General features: G+C 67.7%; 16 protein-coding genes and 1 tRNA gene. 7 read left to right on the top strand and 10 right to left on the bottom strand.

All coding sequences use genetic code 11. The features are described 5' to 3' along the window. Positions 1-23: 23 nt before the first annotated feature. Positions 24-920: a LysR family transcriptional regulator gene (locus tag J2S73_RS05735; RefSeq protein WP_306884484.1), complete on the bottom strand. Its 897-nt coding sequence runs from the start codon at positions 918-920 to the stop codon at positions 24-26. Between the two features lie 239 nt (positions 921-1159). Between J2S73_RS05735 and J2S73_RS05730 the strand changes: the two genes are divergently transcribed. The 3 genes from J2S73_RS05730 to J2S73_RS05720 all read left to right on the top strand — a co-directional run bounded on the left by J2S73_RS05730 (position 1160) and on the right by J2S73_RS05720 (position 3951). Continuing rightward, positions 1160-2380 (top strand): acyl-CoA dehydrogenase, encoded by a 1221-nt coding sequence (locus J2S73_RS05730; RefSeq protein WP_306884483.1) that lies wholly within the window; start codon positions 1160-1162, stop codon positions 2378-2380. Positions 2381-2602: 222 nt separating this feature from the next. Beyond that, a complete protein-coding gene (locus J2S73_RS05725; RefSeq protein ID WP_306884482.1) occupies positions 2603-3445 on the top strand; it encodes a helix-turn-helix domain-containing protein in 843 nt (280 codons plus the stop codon). A 68-nt stretch (positions 3446-3513) separates the two neighbouring features. Then, positions 3514-3951, top strand: a complete 438-nt coding sequence (locus tag J2S73_RS05720) for a VOC family protein (protein ID WP_306884481.1) — start codon at positions 3514-3516, stop codon at positions 3949-3951. A gap of 59 nt (positions 3952-4010) precedes the next feature. On the opposite strand, the gene putP is transcribed toward J2S73_RS05720, so the two are convergent. Further along, positions 4011-5513: a sodium/proline symporter PutP gene (gene putP / locus J2S73_RS05715; protein ID WP_306884480.1), complete on the bottom strand. Its 1503-nt coding sequence runs from the start codon at positions 5511-5513 to the stop codon at positions 4011-4013. A 357-nt stretch (positions 5514-5870) separates the two neighbouring features. Between putP and J2S73_RS05710 the strand changes: the two genes are divergently transcribed. Beyond that, the gene (locus J2S73_RS05710; protein ID WP_306884479.1) at positions 5871-6668 is read left to right on the top strand and encodes a DUF2189 domain-containing protein; all 798 of its coding nucleotides are present in this window, start codon (positions 5871-5873) and stop codon (positions 6666-6668) included. A 33-nt stretch (positions 6669-6701) separates the two neighbouring features. On the opposite strand, the gene J2S73_RS05705 is transcribed toward J2S73_RS05710, so the two are convergent. From J2S73_RS05705 to J2S73_RS05695, 3 genes are all read right to left on the bottom strand, one after another. Next, positions 6702-8291: a gamma-glutamyltransferase family protein gene (locus J2S73_RS05705; protein ID WP_306884478.1), complete on the bottom strand. Its 1590-nt coding sequence runs from the start codon at positions 8289-8291 to the stop codon at positions 6702-6704. A gap of 275 nt (positions 8292-8566) precedes the next feature. After that, positions 8567-9040, bottom strand: a complete 474-nt coding sequence (locus J2S73_RS05700; protein WP_306884477.1) for a hypothetical protein — start codon at positions 9038-9040, stop codon at positions 8567-8569. 146 nt (positions 9041-9186) lie between these two features. Further along, complete coding sequence (locus J2S73_RS05695) at positions 9187-10494, bottom strand: sodium:solute symporter family transporter (protein ID WP_306884476.1); 1308 nt, start codon at positions 10492-10494, stop codon at positions 9187-9189. Positions 10495-10684: 190 nt separating this feature from the next. Between J2S73_RS05695 and J2S73_RS05690 the strand changes: the two genes are divergently transcribed. The 3 genes from J2S73_RS05690 to J2S73_RS05680 all read left to right on the top strand — a co-directional run bounded on the left by J2S73_RS05690 (position 10685) and on the right by J2S73_RS05680 (position 14264). Continuing rightward, complete coding sequence (locus tag J2S73_RS05690) at positions 10685-11260, top strand: LemA family protein (protein ID WP_306884475.1); 576 nt, start codon at positions 10685-10687, stop codon at positions 11258-11260. Next, positions 11257-12276: a hypothetical protein gene (locus J2S73_RS05685; protein WP_306884474.1), complete on the top strand. Its 1020-nt coding sequence runs from the start codon at positions 11257-11259 to the stop codon at positions 12274-12276. Before J2S73_RS05690 ends, J2S73_RS05685 begins: the two co-directional genes overlap by 4 nt. A 167-nt stretch (positions 12277-12443) precedes the next feature. Continuing rightward, positions 12444-14264, top strand: coding sequence for a serine aminopeptidase domain-containing protein (locus J2S73_RS05680; RefSeq protein ID WP_306884473.1), 1821 nt, complete (start codon positions 12444-12446; stop codon positions 14262-14264). Positions 14265-14365: 101 nt separating this feature from the next. On the opposite strand, the gene J2S73_RS05675 is transcribed toward J2S73_RS05680, so the two are convergent. The 5 genes from J2S73_RS05675 to J2S73_RS05655 all read right to left on the bottom strand — a co-directional run bounded on the left by J2S73_RS05675 (position 14366) and on the right by J2S73_RS05655 (position 20860). Next, positions 14366-15994, bottom strand: coding sequence for a hypothetical protein (locus J2S73_RS05675; protein WP_306884472.1), 1629 nt, complete (start codon positions 15992-15994; stop codon positions 14366-14368). After that, complete coding sequence (locus J2S73_RS05670) at positions 15991-17979, bottom strand: vWA domain-containing protein (RefSeq protein WP_306884471.1); 1989 nt, start codon at positions 17977-17979, stop codon at positions 15991-15993. The genes J2S73_RS05675 and J2S73_RS05670 overlap by 4 nt, the downstream gene beginning before the upstream one ends. 28 nt (positions 17980-18007) lie before the next feature. Next, a complete protein-coding gene (locus J2S73_RS05665; RefSeq protein WP_306884470.1) occupies positions 18008-19300 on the bottom strand; it encodes a hypothetical protein in 1293 nt (430 codons plus the stop codon). An 85-nt stretch (positions 19301-19385) separates the two neighbouring features. Beyond that, positions 19386-20540, bottom strand: a complete 1155-nt coding sequence (locus tag J2S73_RS05660) for a TMEM43 family protein (protein WP_306884469.1) — start codon at positions 20538-20540, stop codon at positions 19386-19388. A 243-nt stretch (positions 20541-20783) separates the two neighbouring features. Further along, positions 20784-20860: transfer RNA gene (locus J2S73_RS05655), tRNA-Arg, on the bottom strand. Positions 20861-21073: the final 213 nt, after the last annotated feature.

Below are 21073 nucleotides of genomic sequence, written 5' to 3'. Positions count from 1 at the left end.
GCCGGTCCCGGACCGGCTTCCCCTCACCCGGCCCGCTGCGCCGTGCTTTCTTCCTTCAGCCAGTCGAGGAATGCGGCGAAGACAGGGTTCTCGGCGCTGCGCTCGGGATAGATCAGCGCATAGGGCGAGCCGACCGTCAGCGTCCGCTCCGAGGCCCGCACCAGCCGCCCCCGGTTCAGTTCGTCCTCCGCCACCGCCTCCGGAACCAGCGCCACGCCCAGGCCGGAGACGGCCGCGGCGATCACCATGCCGAAGTGCTCGAACCGGTCACCGCGCAGCACCGGCCGCGGGTCGACGTCGCTCTCCCGGAACCAGTCGAGCCAGAGCCGCGGCCTTGTGGCCTGCTGCAGAAGCGGCAGACGCGACAGATCCTCATCGGAGAGCGGTGCCGTCACCAGCTCCGGCGCGGCCACCACGATCAGCCGCTCGTCCACGAGATCGGCCGCGTGGGCATCGGCCGGGCGCATGTTCTTGCGCTGAAGCGCGGCGTCGAACGGATCGGTCTCGAAATCGACCGGGTCGAGCCGCGACAGGATGTCGATGGTGACTTGAGGCTGCCGTTCCCGGAACCGCGGCAGCCGCGGCAGGAGCCAGGCGGTGCCGAAGGACGGCAGCACGGCCAGCCGGATCACGTCGCCCCGTCCGCCGAAGGCCATCACCGAGGTCGCCGCCTCGCGCAGCTCCCGCAACAGCCGGTCCGCGTCGCGCTGGAACGCGCGGCCGGCGTCCGACAGCACGAGCCGCTGGCGCACTCTATGAAACAACCTCACACCCAGCCGCTCCTCGAGCGTGGCGAGCGAGCGGCTGACGGCGCCCTGTGTCAGGTTGAGTTCTTCCGCCGCGCGCGTGGTCGCCCCTGTCCGCACGCACGCGCAGAAGGCGTTGAGTTCGGTGATCGTGGGCAGAAAGGTCTCGCGCATGGCAGTCAGAACTCAATGAGGAAAACTCATTAAATTCGGAAAAATCGTCGTTGGCAATCTGTGCCCTTGAGCGGATAGACCATGGCACTTTCCATTCGACGTGCTATCGCGGGGAGAGGATTGCAGATCCTGCCGTCGATCGGACGTCATCCGGCTGAAGCGGAGACGCGATCGCTTCGGCCATCGATCACCGGCGCGATCCAACCCCGCGCCCACACCATCGCCACTGGAGAAACGACATGTCCGACCGCCCCGCCCTGAAGCCGAAGGACGCCCCGAACATGTCCTCGTTCTCGTGGGAAGACCCGTTCCTGCTGGAGGATCAGCTCGACGAGGACGAGCGCATGCTGCGCGACGCCGCGCGCGCCTTTGCCCAGGACCGGCTGCAGCCCCGCGTCATCGAGGCCTTCGAGAAGGAGACCGTCGAGCCGGAGATCTTCAAGGAGATGGGTGAGGCCGGCCTGCTCGGCGTCACGGTTCCGGAAGAGTACGGCGGCATCGGCGCGTCCTACGTCGCCTACGGGCTGGTCGCGCGCGAGGTCGAGCGGGTCGATTCCGGCTACCGCTCGATGATGAGCGTGCAGTCCTCGCTGGTGATGTACCCGATCTACGCCTACGGCACCGAAGAGCAGCGCAAGAAGTACCTGCCCGGGCTCGCCAGCGGCGAACTGATCGGCTGCTTCGGCCTCACCGAGCCCGACGCCGGTTCGGACCCGGCCGGCATGAAGACCGTCGCCCGCAAGACCGACAACGGCTACGTGCTCAACGGGTCCAAGATGTGGATCTCCAACAGCCCCGTCGCCGACGTCTTCGTCGTCTGGGCCAAATCGGAGGCCCATGACGGCAAGATCCGCGGCTTCGTGCTGGAAAAGGGCATGAAGGGCCTCTCCGCCCCGAAGACCGGCGGCAAGCTGTCGCTGCGCGCTTCCGTGACCGGCGAGATCGTCATGGCCGACGTCGAGGTCGGCGAGGACGCCCTGCTGCCCCACGTGGAAGGCCTGAAGGGTCCGTTCGGCTGCCTCAACCGCGCCCGCTACGGCATTTCCTGGGGTGCGCTGGGTGCCGCGGAATTCTGCTGGCACGCCGCACGCCAGTACGGCCTCGACCGCAAGCAGTTCGGCAAGCCGCTGGCCCAGACCCAGCTGTTCCAGAAGAAGCTCGCCGACATGCTGACGGAGATCTCCCTCGGCCTGCAGGCCTCGCTCCGGGTCGGCCGGCTGATGGACGAAGGCCGCGCGGCGCCGGAAATGGTCTCCGTGGTCAAGCGCAACAACTGCGGCAAGTCCCTGGATATCGCCCGCATGGCGCGCGACATGCACGGCGGCAACGGCATCTCCGAGGAGTACCAGGTGATCCGTCATATGATCAATCTGGAGACCGTGAACACCTACGAGGGCACCCACGACATCCACGCCCTCATCATCGGCCGCGCGCAGACCGGCCTTCAGGCCTTCTTCTGATCGACTGAGGCCCCGGCTTCGCCGATCCGGCGCCGTCACATGGAAAGGAGCGCTTCCACCGACCGTGGACGCGCTCTTTTTCGTTCCTGGCCGGGGCACCCGGCCCTCCCGGAGCCGTACGGGCGCGTCGCCGGCGACGGATGAAGCATGTTAGGATCGCTCACGGACGGCGGGACACGGGCCATCCGCAAGACACCCGCCGACAGGTGAGGAAGGCGCGCCATGGCGGACGGCGTCCGCACGGACATCCATGACAGCCTCGGCGGCGTGCCGGGGCCGGTCGAGCTTCGGCGTCGCCGCCCTCCGCCGGACCTGAGCGCCTTCTGTTCCGGCATCACCTTCTACCGCGAGCGGTTTCAGGGCGTCGCGCGCCAGCTTGAGACCGCCACACTCACCGTCCCCCTGATCGTCAGCTTCGGCACCCCGTTCGAGATCGGACTCGGACGCCCGCCCGGTCCGGAAGACCGCATACGGAGCTTTGTGGCCGGCCCCTATGCCGGCCCGGTGCATATCCTGTCGCGCGGCGAGGCCCATTGCCTCCAGATCGACTTCACCCCGCTCGGGGCACGCCGGGTGTTCGGGCTGCCGATGGACGAGCTTACCGGCCGGATGGTGCTGATCGACGACCTCGACGATGCCGGCGTCCGGACCCTCGCGGACCGGCTGACCGACACCCCGGACTGGTCGCGGCGCTTCGACATCGCCGAACGCTTCGTCATCGAGCGGCTTGGCCTCGCTGCCCCGCCCGTGCCGGAGATTGCCTGGGCCTTCGCCGCACTCGACGCAAGTCACGGTTCCGCCCGGATCGCTGCCCTGAGCGCGGATCTCGGGTGGAGCCGGCGGCACTTCATTTCCCGGTTCCGAACCGAAATCGGAATGTCTCCGAAAACGGTCGCCCGCCTCCTCCGCTTCGCCCACGCGCAGCGGATCGCCCGCAGCACGGGCACCGCATGGGCCGACACCGCGGCCGCCGCCGGCTACGCGGACCAGGCCCACCTCATCCGCGACTTCAGGGAATTTTCGGGGCTGACGCCGCAGGCGTGGCTCAGGACCCAGCCCCGGTAACATTCCTTCAATCCCGCGGTCCGGAAACCCGCTAGTCGGAGTGCACCTGTCACCGATGAGGCAAGCCGATGACCACCGACACTCCGATCGAAGCTCCCCGCCTGTTTGCCACCTTCCGATTCCGGGACGCCCACGCCATGATCGACTGGCTCAAGCGCGTCCTGGGCTTCACCGAACATGCGATCTACACCGCCGATGACGGCAGCGTCGTCCACGCCCAGCTCGCCTTCGGCTCCGCGATGATCATGGTCGGCCAGGTGCGTGACGACGGATTCGGCGACCTCGTCGGCGCCCCCGGCACAGGCGACGGCAAGGCGATGTACATGGCCGTCCCCGACGTCGATGCCGCCCACGCGCGTGCCCGGGACGCCGGCGCCACAATCGTCGAGGAGCCGACCGGCCGGGACTACGGCAGCCGGGAGTTCACCTGTCGCGACCCCGAAGGCTCCATCTGGGCGCTCGGCACCTACTGGCCGAAGGCTCACGAACCGGCCGACCCCGCATAGCCGCGTCACCGACCGCCCGGTGCCGCCGCGGCGGCACCGGGCTCCGCTGGTCTTTCCGCCTACTCGGCGGCGGCGGCCCGCCCCGGCAACGGTCGGAATTCGCCGGAGGATTGGGTCGCCAGGCTGACCAGGTAGATCGCGGCGAACGACGCGATGAAGCCCGGGATGATCTCGTAGACGCCGGGCCCGCCGAGGAAGCTCTCGTTCAGGCCGAGCGCGATCCAGATGATCACCGTCGCCGCCCCGACCACCAGACCGGCGACGGCCCCGGTTCCGCTCATCCGGCTCCAGGTCAGCGACAGGATGATCAGCGGTCCGAACGCCGCGCCGAACCCGGCCCAGGCGTTTGCCACCAGCCCCAGCACCTCGGAGTCCGGATCGCGCGCGATGATCGCGGCAACGACCGCGACGAGCAGCACACAGACACGACCAACTGTCACCACCTCCCGCTCGCTGGCGTTGCGGCGCAGGAACAGCCGGTAGAAATCCTCCGTCAGCGACGAGGACGCCACAAGCAGCTGGCTGGAGATCGTGCTCATGATCGCCGCCAGCAGCGCCGCCAGCAGGAAGCCGGTGATCAGCGGATTGAACAGGAGGTTGGCCAGGATGATGAAGATCGTTTCCGGATCCTCGACGGTGATGTTGTTGGCGACGACATAGGCGCGGCCGAACACGCCGAGCCCGACGGCGCCGACGAGCGACACGATCATCCAGCTCATGCCGATATTGCGCGCGACCGGGACTTCCTCGACGCTCCTCACCGCCATGAACCGGACGATGATGTGGGGCTGGCCGAAATAGCCGAGCCCCCAGGTCACGGCCGACAGGAAGCCGACGATGGTCAGGCCGTCGGTGAGCGAGAGGAAATTCGGATTGACCGACTGGAGCGTCGCCGCCGTGTCCGCGAACCCGCCCTGCCCGGTGATCACCACGATCGGCATCAGCACCAGGGCGACCATCATGATGCAGCCCTGACAGAAGTCGGTGAGGCTGACGGCGAGAAAGCCGCCGACGACGGTATAGGTCAGGACGATGAGCAGGGTGAGCCAGACGCCCACCGTGTACTCGCCGGCCTCGCCCAGCGGGATAAGGCCCCCGAAGGCTGTCTCGAACAGCTTGCCGCCGGCAACCAGCCCGGAGCCGGTATAGACGGAGAAGAAGACGACGATGATGACCGCCGAAACGGTTCTCAGCGCCAGCGCCCGGGAGGGAAACCGGTTGGCCAGGAATTCCGGGATCGTCAGGGCGTTGTCGTAGCGTTCCGTCTGCTCGCGCAGGCGCGGGGCGACGATCACCCAGTTGAGGAACGCGCCGACAGTCAGGCCGATGCCGATCCAGGCCTCGACGAGCCCCGCTGCATAGAGCGCTCCGGGAAGCCCCATGAGGAGCCAGCCGCTCATGTCCGACGCGCCGGCCGAAAGGGCCGCCACCGCCGGGCTCAGCTGTCGGCCGCCGAGCATGTATTCTTCGGAATTCGACGTGGATTTGCGCCACGCATAAAAGCCAATGCCGAGCATTAGCGCGAAGTAAAGAAAAAGGCTGACCCACGTCCCAAAGTGCATGCTAACCCCCGATCAGCCTGCGGTTTTCTTCGCCCTTAAATCGAGCGTAGCCAACCCGGGGGCTGATCCGCAACCAGCCCTCCTGAAATTTCTGTCGGGCAGAGCCCTCGTGCACCGCACCATTACTTTGTCGGGCGACGGAATTGTCAGCAAACTTCGGTAAAAACAGGCACGCGCCGCTCCTCCACCCCCCGTTTTTTTGGGTGCCGTCTCTGCACAGGTGACGGACGCACCGGTCGGAAGTGTGCTATCCATTGGCGACAACAAGAAATCGGATGGCGCCGTCCGTCATCTGCCTGCTGATGCGGAACGACGGGTGGCCTCCGACCGCAACCGCACTCTTGGGAGGAGGGCGCAGTGGATCAGGCTTCCAGCAGCGAACAGGCCGTGACGCTTCGGCAGATCACGGTCAATCCGGTGACCGTCGCGGATCTGCGCGCCGCACTGGCCGCCGGCATCTCCGATTTCCGCAAGGCGCCGCTGATGGGGCTCTTCTTCGGCGGGATCTATGCGCTCGGCGGCATCGTCGTCGTCTACGCCCTCGCCAGTCTCAACGCCCCCTACTGGGTTATCCCTGCTGCCGTCGGCTTTCCGCTGCTCGGCCCGTTCATTGCCGTTGGCCTCTACGAGATCAGCCGACGGCTGGAGACCGGCACGCCGCTCAGCTGGAAGGGCGTGCTGTTCGAGATCGTCGAGAGCCGCAAGCGGGAGGTCTCCTGGATGGCCTTCGTCGTCCTGTTCATCTTCTGGATCTGGATGTATCAGGTGCGGCTCTGGCTGGCGCTCTTTCTCGGCTTCGAGGCGTTCGCCTCGGTCGGCGACTTTCTGACGACCATCACGACCACCTCCGACGGACTGGGCTTCCTCGCCGTCGGAACGGTCGTCGGGGCGGCGCTCGCCACGGTGCTGTTCTCCGTGACGGTGGTCTCGATCCCGCTGCTCCTCGACCGCGATCCCGACATCGTCACGGCGATGATCACGAGCGTGCAGACGGTCCTGAAAAATCCGGTCGTGATGCTGGGCTGGGGCGCGTTCGTCGCCGTCCTTCTGGTCGCAGCGATGCTGCCGCTCTTTCTCGGTCTCGTCGTCGTGCTGCCGGTGCTGGGCCATGCCACGTGGCATCTCTACCGGCGGGCGGTGACGGTCTCGAGCTGACCCGACTGCAGACGATGTTGCATTCGGGCCGACCTACATGCCGAGCGCGACGCCGTCCTTGCGCTGGTCGCTCCCGCCGGTCAGGAGGCCGGAGCGGAGATCGACGGAGATCGCCTGGGCGCCGCCGATGCCGACCGGCGGACGCACCACCTGGTGCCCCATCTCCGACAGCGTGTCCGCCACGGCATCCGGATAGCCGGTCTCCAGCTTCAGGTCTCCGCTGATCGGATCGGCAAAGCTGCGCGGACAATCGATCGCTTCTTGAAGATCCATCGAATAGTCCGCCAGGTTGCTGACGAAGTGCGCATGGCCGGCAGCCTGATAGGGTCCGCCCATCACGCCGAACGGCGCGATCCGGTCCGCCCCGATCCTCAGGAAGCCCGGGATGAGCGTGTGCAGCGGACGCTTGCCGCCCTTCAGCTCGTTGACGTGCCCGGCCTCGAGGCTGAAACCCGCGCCCCTGTTCTGGAAGCTGATCCCGTACTTCTCCGAGGCAAGACCGGAGCCGAACGGCCAGAACGTCGAATAGATGAGCGAGACGCACAGCCGGTCCCGGTCCACCACGGTGATGTAGACCGTGTCGCGGTGCATCGCCTCCAGCGGACGCGGCGCGGGTGCGCTCGCCCGTTTCGGATCGACGGTCGCCGCCAGCCGGTCCGCGGTCTCGTCGCTGAGCATCGCGGCCACGGCGGCCTCTCCGGTTGCGGGATCGCCGATGAACCGGTTGCGCTCCGCGTAGGCAAGCCGCGTCGCCTCCGCCTGCAGGTGGACGCGCTCGGCGCTCATCGGGTCGAACCGCCTAGCGTCGAGACGGTCGAGCAGCTTCAGGATCAGAAGCGCCGTGGCCCCCTGCCCGTTCGGCGGCAATTCGAGCAATTCGTAGCCATGGTAGTCGACGGAGATCGGCGTGACCTGATCCGCCGCGACGCGCTCGAAGTCGGCCGCCTCGTGCCGGCCGCCCGCCGCCTGCAGGGTCGCCAGCATGTCGTCGGTCAGGGGCCCGCGATAGAACGCGTCCCGTCCGTCCCGGGCGATCAGGCGCAGCGCTTCGGCCTGGGCCGGCGAGGCGAACAGATCGCCGGGGCCGAAAAGCTCTCCGTCCCGCAGATAGTGACGCCGGCCATGGCCCCACAACCGATGCCCGAAATTCCGCCAGTCCAGGGCGGAGCGGTGGCAGACCGGGATCCCGGCTTCGGCATAGTGGATCGCGGGGGCGAGCGTCTCGCCGAGCTCCAGCCGGCCGTAGTCGTCGACCAGCCGGCAGAAGGCATCGACCGCCCCCGGCACGGTGATCGCGTGAACCGATTCCAGCGGCACCGTGGCATGGCCCTCGGCCCGAAGCTCGGCGGCGTCGAGTCCCTGGGGCGCGCGGCCGGAGCCGTTCAGGCCGACAACGCGCCCATCGTCGGGAAGCCGCACCATCGCGAACACGTCGCCGCCAAGCCCCGCCATCATCGGCTCGCACAGGCCGAGCACCACCGCTCCGCCCACCGCGGCGTCGACCGCGTTGCCGCCGGATTTCAGGATTTCCAACGCCGTCCGCGCCGCGAACGGATGGGAGGTGCAGCACATGGCCTCGCGGGCGAAAGCGACGGATCGTCCGGGAGCCTGGTAGCTGTGCATGAGATCTTGACCATCGCCTTGCCCCGGCCGTCGAGCGGCCTCGGAGCGTTTCGGAAAGCGTCGATCGTCGCGATCAGCGCATTGTTGACCAATGCATCCGCAGATACCTGCTTTTCAAGGGCGCCGCGCAATTCCGGGCGATCCGGAGAAGAGCGGACCTCTTTCGGATCTCTGCCCATGCGTCCCGGCCGTCAGGCAGAGCCGGCAGGTTGGTGGCGGGCCCTCTGTGGCCGCGCAAGGGCCACGCCCCAAGCGTTGACGCTTGCCTGCCGGCGTCAGCAGCCGTCGGGAGACGCCCGGTAAGGGTGCTGGGACCGGGTCGTTTTTCCGGACTCGTTCGTGTAGGCGATATCCGCGGTCATGTGTTCATGAATTCCCCCGCCCAGAACCCTGCCGGAGAAGCTGTAGGTCGTCATCTCCTGCACGGAGCCGGCCTTGCGGCTCGTGAAGAAGGGGCGTTGGGTCTTGCCGTTGCCTTTGCCGGCTGGCGTAAGGTGGACCGTCCGATTGGTGCATGACCGTCCTTGCGGGCAGATCCGGACATGGGCCCCGCACTGTCCCCGCCCGTTGTCGAAGAAGTAGACCGAGCGGACCGGGCTCTTGGCGTTCTGGTTGATATAGCACCCCCTGGGATGGTCGAACGGACAGGCCGCGCCCTGATTGGTGCCCCCGGTGTTGGATTGGGCCATCACAGGGCCGGCGATGATGCAGGCGGCAAGGCCGGCGGCGAAAGCAAGAACGGGTTTCATCGGTACCTTCTCCCTCGATCTGGTGTGGAGGAAGCAAGACCGGAAACCGCATCCTGCGGACTGTCCCAAATGGGGGAGAAGGCAGAAATTCCCTCCAGGTGCCGCAGTCGGCCCACCAGGTCGGATCGAGGCCCCGCCGGCTCGGCTCAACGTTTCGATGGCATCGTGGCGGCGTCGAACGCGGACCACCGCGCGGCAAGGGCATAGACGACCGCTGAGAATGCGAACCCGACCAGGCTGGCCAGGTTTATGTCGATCGCAATGAAGACCAGGGTCGCGACGATCCCGAGATTGAGAGAGACGATCGCCGCCGATGGTGCGCCTCGGCCGATCGTCATGGCGATGAACGTGGCCGGCAGGCAGACCATGAGCGACGAAAAGGCGGCGATCAGGCCCTGGAGAAGCTCGCCCCCGATGACGCTCACGAGCGCAAGCAGGCAGAAGCCTCCGAATATGACGACACGCAACTGGGGCAGCTCGAAACGGCTTCTTTCGAGCGATGTGGCAAGCGGCATGACGAACGTGTCGATCGTCGACATGATCGCCGCGATCAGCATCAGGTCGACGAGCCACGCGACAGATGCCGGTGCGATGCCGCGCATCACCGCCAGCACGTCTCCGCTCGACTCCAGCTGCATCGCGACGACGACCAGAAGGAGATAGGCCGCGCAGCAGACCGGAGCGGCCAGGAAAAAGCCCCTCCGGGCGACCGACGGCGAGCGCGCCGTCGCCATGCGTTGCCAGTTGTCGATGGCGAGAACCGCACTCGCCGGTATGAAGATCCAGATTCCGATGAGGAGCGGCAGACGGTACGGCCCGAGATCGAAAAAATTCGACACATCCACTGGCTGCCCGGCACTTCCGACCGCAAGCGCGCCCAGACCGGCCAGGATCAGGGCCGCCTGGAAGACATCCGTTTCCGTAGCGATCCGATAGCCGCCGATCGCCGTGTAGCTCCCGGCGAAGACGGTTGCGGCAAGGATCGCCCAGCCAGGCGACAGACCGATCACAGCCGTCAGAATGGCCGCAAGGGCGAGGAGCTGGATCGCCGTGCGCAGCAGGAACAGGAACGCGATCGGGACCCAGACGAAGAGCGGATTCCGGATCCCGTGGGTGACCACGATCAGATCGATCAGGCCGTGGACGCCATGCCGTCGCGAGACGGCGTGGACCCGGGGGGCGATCACCCCGCAAAGCACCACCCCGACCACGTAGGCCAGCGCCAGCGACAGACCGATGACGGGACTTGCGCCGGTGAACAGCAGCAGCGCGACGAAGGTCCCTGCGCCGATGTTGCCGCAGATGATCCCGGCAACGGTCTGCGCGAGCCCCGTGTCATCGGAGTTGTAGATGTAGTCGGCCCGCGTGATCCTGCGGGAGCGCACCAGCGCATAGAGGAGCGGCAGCAACACGGCCGTCGCGACGGCAGTCAGACGCACGCCATCGTCGGACATCACGTTCCCCCCGCCCGTTTCCCTTTCGAGAGCGGACCGCCCCGTCGCCTTCCGTCCTGACCGCGGCCGTCCGCGCGACGGCAGGCCGGCCTAGATCCCCGGCGGCCTCCCTCAAATGGTGGAGGCCCCGACGCCGCGAACCGCATTCACTTGCGAGCACGTTCGACCGACCCGATCCGGATCACGCTCCATGCTAACCGCGCTCGCCGCCGCGATCCTCATTTTTCTGGGGTACATCTACTTCCACAACCGGCTCGCGGCCGCCCGGAACTCCGTGGCGACGGGCTATTCCGGCATCCTCGTCCAGCTCAAGCGGCGTCACGAACTGGTGCCGGCGCTCGTGCAATCCGTCCGCAGTGCCCTGCACCAGGAAAGCCAGGTGTTCGACCGCATCCTGGATGTGCGCGAGAAGGCCGTCGGCGCCCTGCAGATGGACCAGAAGGCGGTGGAAGCCGCGGAGGCCGATCTGTCGGCGAGCCTTCGCAAGTTCTTCGGCTACGCGGAAGACCATCCGGAGATCACCTCGACCGGAAACGTTCGGGAGTTGCAGAAGCAGCTCGAGGAGACCGAGGACCAGATCAGCGCCGCCCGGCGCCTCTACAACGGCAACGTCGAGCGCTTCAACACCATGCTCGACTCCATCCCGACCAACTGGATCGGCCGGTCCATGCGGCTGGAACGGGCCGAGCTCTTCACCCTCAGCGAGGCTGAGGTGAAGACGCTGCGGTCGATGCCGCCGATCGACCTCCCGGGAGCGCAGTCATGACCGCCACGGAAACCCGCTGGGACCCCATCGCCGGCTCGCTGGCGGTCGAGACCCCCGATATCCGGTCCATCCGAAAGGGCATTGCGCTGCCGCCTCTGGTCATGCGGATCCTGCCGCTGGTCGCGATCGCATCGATGGGGTGGACGGTTGTCGCCGCTGTCCTGGGAACCGGCGTGGTCCTGGCGATCGTGGTGACGACGGCCGCCTTCGGTGCCTTCTTTCTGGCGTCGCACCTGGAGAACGAGGAAGGCCGGGAGACCCTGCGCCGGGTCCGGCTCGCCCGCGAGCGAGGCTGGTCCTACACCGGCGAGAAGATGAAGACGGTGCTCGCGTCGGACTCCCGGGGGATCGATGCCTGGTCCACCGCCAGGCCGGCCGAAACCGCCCGCATGCGTCAGGTTCGCGAGGCCGTGCCGGAACTGGTGGATCTCCGCGTCGGGGCCTTCACGGGGTCCGATTTCGACGGCGAATTCTGGGGCCTGAGCCGGGAGGACGGGCTGCCGTTCTGGGTCGCGATCGGCACGATGGCGATGGACGCCGCGCTGGCCGCGGACCAGGGGCTGCGCCGGGACGCCTACGGCGGGCGTGGCGGGTTCGGTGTCCTGATCTCGCTGCTCGGTGCCTACCGGCTCGACCGCAAGACCGGCGTCCGGGCGATCGTGCAGCCCGAGAACGTGTTCAATCTCGGCCCGCTCGACCGCGACATCAAGACGGAATCCGCGGCCTTCAACGAAGCCTTCCGGATTGCGGGACGCGCCGCCGGTGACCGGCCTGCCGAGACCGTCGAGCTGGACGTGCTGCGGATTCTGACCCCGGCCACGCAGGCCACATTGCTCGACCTGATGGAGCGCTATCGGGCGCTCGGCTTCGTGATCGACGACGACGTGCTCTACTTCACCGCTCAGGATCGGCTGGTGGGCGCCAACGCCCGCCCGGACGCGGTCGACAGGCACATCTGCCAGGTCCTGGAAGATTTCGAGCGAGCCAAGTTCAGTCTCAAGCGCTATGTCGAATAGGCTGCGGTGCCGCTCGTCTTCCATCGGGGCGCCCTTGCCCGCAGGAGGCGCTGATACCATCCGGCTGTCGGTGCGATTGTCTCGGCGTCGGCATTGGGATTAGATCGCCGTTCAGATCCCGTTCAGGGTGCGACCCACACTTTTGTGGACGATTGGGGAGCTCGTCCATGGAAACCGAATATCTTCCACGTCTGAACGGACCGCCGCTGCTGTATCGAAGATGGCGAACCGATCCGGCAACGCGTGCGGCGCGCCAGCGCAAAGCGGTTTTTCTGGGACACAGCCAGCCGACCCATTCGGGGATGCTGGAAGATCTTGCCGTCTCCTTTCGGGCGGCAGGATGGGAAACTTATTCCGGCGACGTCCGCGGGCATGGGCTGAGCACCGATGCCGCGACGCCGCTCGGGCACCTGGCGGTCGAGGACGGCTGGGCGCACGCCGTGGACGACATGCGTCACTTCTACGAGCGCAGCTTCGAGGGGGTCGCCTGGGAGAACCGGCTCGCAGTGGTGCCGAACATCACCGCCCTGATGACCCTCGACCTGCTGAAGACCTGGCCGGACCTCGCCAAGAACATCGTCCTGATCTCGCCGCCGCCGAACCAGGCCGCGCTGGCCCTGTTCGGCAAGGCGTTCGCCCAGGTCAGGATCCGGCTCGGACACGCCGACCGCCCCGACGAACAGGCCCTCCACCACCTGTATGCGTTTCTGGGCGCGCATCTGAAAGACCGGCGCCACCCGGCGGACGTGATGAGCGCCGACCGGGAGCTGATCCAGAAGGTGGTCACCGATCCGCTCGGATGGCCGGTGCCGACCTCCGCCTACTGGTACAACATCTTCTCCGGAATGAGTTCGTCCTGGAAGTGGCCCAAGGGTCTGCAGGTCAAGCCGGGCACGCGCTGTCTGGTCCTGTTCGGCGGCGAAGACGCGATGATGCGCGATGGCGGTTTCCTGCCTCCGATCGAGCGGTTCCTGGCCAGGATCGGCGTTTCCGACGTCGCCTCCGCGCGCGTGCCGGGGGGCCGGTCGGCCCTGTTCCTGGAGGAGCGGAAGCTTGGCATCAGCGCGCGCGTACTCGCCTGGGCCGGCGAGACCTGGCAGCCGGAAGGCACCTATGACGAGATCGACGTCGCCGAACTCGCCTCCGACCTAATCGCCGGGATCGCCGGCGCCAGGGGCGACGGCCGCCTCAAGCCGGAGGAACTGGTCGAGCTCTGCTACAACGCGGTCGACGACGAGAGCCGGTGGACCGAGATCATCTATCGGATGATCTACGAGGCGGAGCGTTCGGGCGCCGACAACGAGGAAGCGCTGCAGTCGCGGATCGCGGAGCTGATGCCGCACTGGGAGCGCGCGTTCAATCTCAACCAGCAGGTCATGATGAGCGCGACGCTCGGCGTGATCCTGCAGACCGTTGTCGACCGGCTCCAGATCGGCGTGGCCATCCTGGACAAGGATCAGCGGCTGCTCCACCGCAATCCAACCTTCGACGCGGCGGTCCGGAAGATCTTCCACGAGAGCGAAACGCCCGCGGACGAAGACACCTTCGTCGACTGGTCGACCCAGCGGCTGATGTCGAACAGGATCCCCCAGCGCGACCGCTCGGCCCGGGCGCACGGCGAAGCCATCGTCGTCTACGAAGGGGCGCCGGTCGGCTATCACTTTCACCCCGACGTCCTGAAGCAGACGAGCGTCCAGCGCGAAGGTCCGGCGAGCATCCTCGTGCTGCGCGCCGAGGACGACCGGACCGGCAAGGAGGACTCCCGCCGGCTTCTGATCGAGCTTGCCTACGGACTGACCGGCAAGGAGGCCGAGATCGCGCTCCTCGTGGCCGCCGGAAAAAGCCTGGACGCGATCGCCGACGAGCTCGACATTCTGGTGAGCACCGTCCGGGGCCACCTGAAGAAGAGCTTCCAGAAAATGGGCGTGCACAGCCAGTCGGAACTGGCCTCCCGGATCATGTCCGGGCCGGTCGGGTGGCTGAAATAGAGCGTTTCCAGGCCAGGTGGAAACCGGTTGGCCGTCCGGAAACGCGTCAGGACAATTGGTTGGATCCGCTCGGCGGACGACGGCCGGCCCGCCCCTGCGCGTCACTCGCAGACGATGAAGCTGAACGCGGAGCAGGCACCGCCGGTGCAGTAGACGCCTGCGTTCAGCGCCCGGGCGGCGGTTCCGACGCCGAAGCACGCGGCCCGGTGATAGCCGTTGGTGAGGCAGAACAGGTTGGCCGCCGGCTGGCCGCATCCACCATACCGGCCGTTCGCGGCCTGCTGGCACGTCGCCACCTTGTGACCGGCCATGTGCATGAAGTCGGGCCATTCGAATGCGGTTCCGGAACACGGGCTCGTTGCAAACCCCTCCATGGCAGCGAAGTCCGGCAAGCCGCCTTCGGGCGAACCGGCCTCCGCCGGCGCGGTCTCGTCCGCCGGCCGGCGGGCCGTCTCGGGCTCCCGTTCGCCCGCCTCGCCCTTGAACAGATCGACGGGTTCGCCACGGCCCGCTTCGGCTTGCTCGCCCCCGTCGCCAAACGCGTCGTCGAGATAGGCGTCCGGATATCTTTCCGCGTAGGCGTCGCCGGCCTGCTCGCGGGTCATGTCCGTGAGGACCTGGGCGTCGCCTTCGGTCAGGCTCGACCCGTTGCAACCGAAGCCGGCGGCGCAGCGCAACAGCTGCTGCTCGACTGCGGCGTCCGAAGCAGACGGGTCGCCGGGATCCGCGACCACGTCGGCCGGCTCCGTCGGGTTCGCGTCTTTGAAAAGATCGATGGGGTCGCCCGTGTCGCCTCGATCGGGAAACCGGTCGACCGGGTCGGTTCCTGCCTCGTCGAAGAGATCGACCGGCTCGTTCCCGCCGGTTTCCCGGGAGAGATCGATCGGAGCGCCCGCCTCGCCTTCATCCGGGAAGCGTTCGACCGGATCCGTCTCGTTAAACAGGTCGATGGGCTCGCGAGCGCCCGCGTCCGCACCCTCGCCACCTTCACCGAAGGCGTCGTCGAGATAGGCGTCCGGATATCTTTCCGCATAGGCGTCTCCCGCCGTGTCGCGGGTCATGTCCGTGAGAACCTGGGCATCGCTTTCGGTCAGGCTCGACCCGTCGCAACCGAATCCGGCCGCGCAGCGCAGGATCGCCTGCTCGACCTCGGGATCGGGATGGGAAAAGCCCCCGTCCCCGTCGGCAGCCGTATCACCCGCCGTATCGGCCGCGCCGTCCTTGAACAGGTCGATGGGCTCGCCTGCGTCGCCTCGATCGGGGAACCGGTCGACCGGGTCCGCTCCTGCCTCGTCGAAGAGATCGACCGGCTGGTTCCCGCCGGACTCCCGGGACAGATCGATCGGGGCCCCCGCCTCCCCCTCGTCGGCAAAACGCTCGACCGGATCCGTCTCCTCGAACAGGTCGATGGGCCCATCGGCGTCCCCGCCCTGGGCGAAGAGGTCGAGGCCGTCCGGCCCGTCCGACATGGTCGCATCGTGACCGGTCCGGCCGTCCCGTTCCGCCTGAAGCACCCGGTAAAGCGTCGCGGCCGCCGCATTGCAGCTCATGTCCAGCCGGCACTCCCGAAACAGCCGCTGGACCTCATCATTGGGGCACGGGGCGTTCAGCACGCGGCACTCGTAGAGGCGGCGCTCGATGGCACCGTCCTGGGCGCCCGCCGGCAGCGCGGGCCCGATCAGCCCGGCGAAGACGAGGGCGGCGAACCACGGGGCGGGGTGCCGGGTCATCCGACCGGCTTCTCGATTGCGAACCGCTCGACTTCGAAGAGGCTCTCGCCGGCGCCCGCCTTGCCGAACTGGCCCATCAGGAAGCTGGGCTTGCCGCCGATGCGCAGGATCGTGACGGGCTCGCTCTCGATCTCGAACGGTTCCGCGGCGCGGCCTTCCGCGGCTGGTAGTTCCATCCGCAGGGCGGCGGTGAGGTCCCGTCCGCGCCGCTTCAGGCGCAGCTCCGCCCCGGTGTCGGAAAGCGCGGCCAGCACCGCATCGGCGTAGGCGCGCGGGCCGGCGTTGCAGATGTTGTCGACCATCGGCCCGTCGAAAAGATTGATGTCGAAACCGGTTGTCTCGGGCTTGCCGTCGAGCGGGCCCGACAGACGCGTCAGGGTCAGGCCGAGATAGGCGCCGCAGCCCTTGGTGTAGATCCAGGCGGACGCGCCGACCTGGTTGTGCGCGTCTTCGAACAGGGAGAGCCAGACACTCTCGTTGCCGCTCTGGGCATCGGTCCGGAACGCCAGGACGAGGTCGAAATCGCCGTCCGGAAGAGGTTCGTCCAGCACGAACCGGTTGAGCGCCTCCGGGCTCCTGTCGGTGGTGTCGCCGCCGATGGCCGCCACGAACAGCGCGCCGTTCCCGTCGAGGGTCGCGAGGTTTTCGGCCGGGTTCAGCACCTGCCAGGCCGGATCGATGTCGGGTCCGTCGAACGTCTCCTCGAACACGGTTTCCGGACCTGCTGGCGCTGGCACCGGTTCCGGTGCCGGCTCCGGCCGCTCGGTTTCGGCGACGCGCACCGCCTGGTTCACCGCATCCAGGAACTCGTCGGCGTTGGCGGCGGCGTAGTAGTTGCCGTTCCCCTTCTCCGCGATGCACTGGAGCGCGGCCTGTTCGTCGGCGGTCAGATCGAAGCCGACCACATGGACGCGGGTGTCGATCCCGTGGGCGGCGAGTTCGGCCGCGGCCGCGCACGGGTCGCCGCCGCAGGTCTCGATCCCGTCGGAGATGAGCAGGACGTTCGCCGGGCGGTCCGCCCCCGAAAACGCCCGCCGTGCCGCCACCAGCGACGCGGCGATCGGCGTCTTGCCGCGCGGCGTGATCGCCTCGATGGCCGGGCTGAACTGGGCCGGATCCATGTGGGTGACCGGATAGATCAGCTCGGTGTCGCCGCAGTCGCCCTCGCGCCGGTGCCCATAGGCCATCAGCCCGACATTGGTCCCGGGGGCGAGATCGCCCAGAAGGCCCGAAAGCGCCCGCTTCGCGGTGGTGATCTTCGCCACCCCGTCGATCTGCCCCCACATCGACCCGGACCCGTCGAGAATGAAGACCAGATCGCTCCCGCCGGAAACGGTCCCGTCCCCCGGCAGGTCCCCCATCTCCATGCCGACGTCGGCATCGGGGTCGCCCGGACCAACGGCGGTATCGGCGGGCGTCCCGCCGCCCGACGCATCAAACGTCACGTCGGGGCCGGACGAGCGAACGCTGAAGCCGGCATCCTGGACCAGGTCCAGCAGCGACCAGCCGTCGTCCTCGGAGTAGATGTCGCTGATCTGCCAGCGCCCGGACGGCGGCACCTGCACCAGCGTGTAGACGAACGTCATCGGGCGTCCGAAATTGACCAGCTTCACTTGGATCTGGGCGGCGCCCTGAAGCAGCGGCATCTCCGGATCGGGACGGACCTCGATCCCGGACACGTCCGCATCCTGGCCATTGTAGACGGGGTCGAACTGGAGCGCGCCCTGCAGCCCGTCGTGGGCGAGCCCGTCGACGACATAGGGGCGGGCCGCGGCGGCATCGTTCAGGAGCGGCGTCTGGCCCGCGTCGAACCGCCGGCCGTGCTCGGCGAGGAAGGAGCGCACCAGCGCCGCCGCCTCGCCCACGTCCGGGCTCTGGGCCCTGGCCGCGCCCGATGTGAAGGTCATCAGCGTCGCGAGCGCCATGGCACAGGCGAGACGGGCGGCGAAGCCCAATCGGCGGAAGCGGATCGGTGTTCCGGTCATGGTCGAACCTCCCTTGCGAGGCTGGAGATCAGTTGCCCGTCGGCCGGGGAACGGCCGCCTCGATCGAGATCTTGTCGAAAAGGGCGGCGGACTGGCCTCCGCGCGCCCGCGACGATTGGCCGAGCAGGACGGCGGGCCGACCGAACAGGGCCGGGCGGGACACCGCCGGCGTCGTGATGGTCCGCGGTCCGCCCGGTTCTCCGTCCGCGTCCGGCAGATCCAGCGTCAGCGATGCGGTGTAGCGGAATCCCCGCCGCGACAAGGTCAGGGTGAAGCCGGACGTCTCCAGCGCGGCGAGAATTGCGTCGCCGTAGTCGCGGCCGCCGCCACAGATATTGTCGGCGACGGCGCCGTCGAAAAGGTTCTCCGAGAATCCCGTCGCCATCGGCTCGGCCTCCGGGCCGGGTGCCCGCAGGTTGCGGATCTCGAGATAAAGGGCCGTTCCGCATCCCTTGGTGAAGGTCGAAACGCCGGCCATCAGATAGTCGCTCGCGTCGGTTCGAAGCCCGAGCCAGACGCCCTCGTAGCCGGTCTTGGCCTCGAGCCTGGCGTCGACGGTCATGTCGAAGTCGACGTCGGGAAGCGGCGGGCCGAGCTGGAAGATGTTTGCGGTGTCGGGGTTGTCGATGGCGGCCGTGCCGCCGGAGGCGATCACGTAGATCTCGCCGTCATCGGCGACGAAGCGATCGCGGTCGGCGTTGAGGACGGTCCAGTGAGGCTGCAGGTCGGGCCCGTCGAACTCGTCCAGGAACGGCAGCGCGAGCATGTCTTCGGACGGGCCGGGCGCGGCGCCGTCATCCTCCGCGGCCAGGCGCGCCTTCTCCGCCTCGCTCAGGCCGTCCGCCCCTGTCGGTTCCGGTGGGGATGCCGAAGCTGCGGTGCCCGCACCTTCGCCCACCTGCCAGCCCTTCCCGGCGATCCGCGCGATCTGCGGCGCTTGGCCGTCATCCGGCGGCCCCACCAGCAGGTCCAGCAGCCGAACGTCGTCTCCGGATTTCACGGCGACCTGCACCCGCACGCCCTCGCCCGACCCCGATTGATCCGGAGCGAGCCGGACCTGGAACCGATCGATCGACCCGCGTCGCGCGCCGACAAAGGGATCGAAGCGCCCGGAAAGCTGCTCGATGGCCTGGCGCACGGAGGCGGCCAGCAGCCGATCGGGAACGTCGTCCGGCCCGTTTCCTGCCCGGCGCGCGGCAAACGCTTCGTCCACGACTGCAAGGGCGGCATTCGGATCGCCCCCGGAGACCTGCCCTGCCGCCGGCGCGACGCACAGGATCGCCGCAATCACCAGCCCAACCGACATCGCCCGCGCGCCCATCCGCCTCTCCTTCGATCTCCGCAGTCGCATCATCGGGCTAGCGGCTGCGTCGCACACGGGCATCCCTCATATGGGGGAGATGAGGTCACGTGATCTCGGACGCAGACGCCCGGCCGGGCCGGGAGCCCTGCCACCACCCTGCACCCCAGACAACGAGCGCCAGCGCGGCGCCGCCGGAAAGAACCGTGATCGCGAAGCCCGGAAGAACCGCATACCAGCCGCTGCCTGCAGCCACGGCGCCGATGAAGATCGAAAGGCCGAGCGCGAGTGCGACCGATCCTCGGACGCCTCCGAAACGGGCGAAGACCGGCCCGCCGCCCGCCGAAAAGCGCCGGATCAGGGCGATCAGACCGCCGAACATGAGCGCAAGGCCAACGACACGCAGCGTCCATTCTTCCTTCAGGTTCGCGCTGCGCGCATGGTCGAAGATGTCCTCGACCGGCACCCGGCCCGGCCGCAGGAGATAGATCCGGCCGTTCCCCTCGGTTTCGTAGGGCCACACCAGGTCGCCGCGCTGGAGGCCAACGGCCGTCGCCTCGCCCAGATAACGCTGTGTGAAGGACAACCGAATGTCGCCGATCTGCGGATCGTCGGGATCGGTTCCGAAGACCAACCGGCCGTCGACAAGATGCACGTCGCCCTCCACGCCGGCGGTTGACGCGATCTCATCGACCTTCCGGGCCGGAATGGGAATCGGTTCGGGTGTTGCCACCGCAGCGAGTTGCGAACCCGGAACGCGAAAGGCACCGATCTCGGCGCGATCGAGGTTGAACGTGCGCCCCTTCAGAGGCATCGGCGGGTTTTCGTGCCCCTCCTCGCGACGAAACCGTCGGGAAATGACCGGTCGGTCGACCCATTCCCGCTCGTAGCTGTAGGTGGTGCGCTTGTTGCGCGCGGCCGTTTCCGTGGCGTTCTGAATGATGCGCTTGTGCTCGACCCACTGGAACATTTCGGCGACACGTTCGAGGCGAAGCGCGCCGGGTGCCGACATGCCATAGTCTGGATCCGTCGGCGTCGCGCGTGTCCTGACCGGCCCGGACACGTGGACCAGCCGACCCTCGTTGGCCGGATCGATATGCCCGTGGGAAACGGGCACGACCGCGGCTTCACCCGCCGTCAGGGTCTGCCAGCTGTCGGCGACGCGCCGTTCGTTCCAATGGAGAAGCCCCGCGCCAACGGCGACCAGAGCGATGCCGAACACCGTGGACTTGATGCGACGACTGCGGTCTCTTGCAGACATGGCCGTGAGGCTCCCGGGCTCGTGACGCCGAACCGTCGCGCGAACCGCGCCGGTCGGTCGGCAGTGAGCCGCGTCCGGAACCGCCAGGGATCTCCCAAATGGGAGAGCAGACGCCGACGAGCCATGCCGGCGGCTGGACCATCGGAAGAAGAAGCGGGGCGGACCGGGAAACCGGATTTTCGAACCCCGAAACCACCTTGCCGTTCAAGGTGATAGGGGATCTTAGTACAGGAAAGAGGGAGATGGCGCGCCGGGGAGGATTCGAACCCCCGACCCCCAGATTCGTAGTCTGGTGCTCTATCCAGCTGAGCTACCGGCGCCTATCCGTCATCCGGCGACCCTCAGGTCTCTGCCGGTGACGACCGCGGCGGATCAGGACGTCCGCCGGAGCGGCAGACCTAGTCGGTTGCGCGCCCGAATGCAAGCGGTTCGACGCGGTTTTCGACATGCATTCCGTGCACGGTCGGCTGGCGGGTTTTCGGCACCGGGCCTCCCCTGCCGCGACAGCCAGCCTCACTGCCGGCGGTGCGCGG

Origin of the sequence: Amorphus orientalis, from assembly GCF_030814015.1 — a bacterium.
GTDB classification, from domain to species: Bacteria; Pseudomonadota; Alphaproteobacteria; order Rhizobiales; family Amorphaceae; genus Amorphus; species Amorphus orientalis.
Note: the sequence above shows the minus strand (reverse complement) of the source record. Positions and strands in the feature narration are given on the sequence as shown.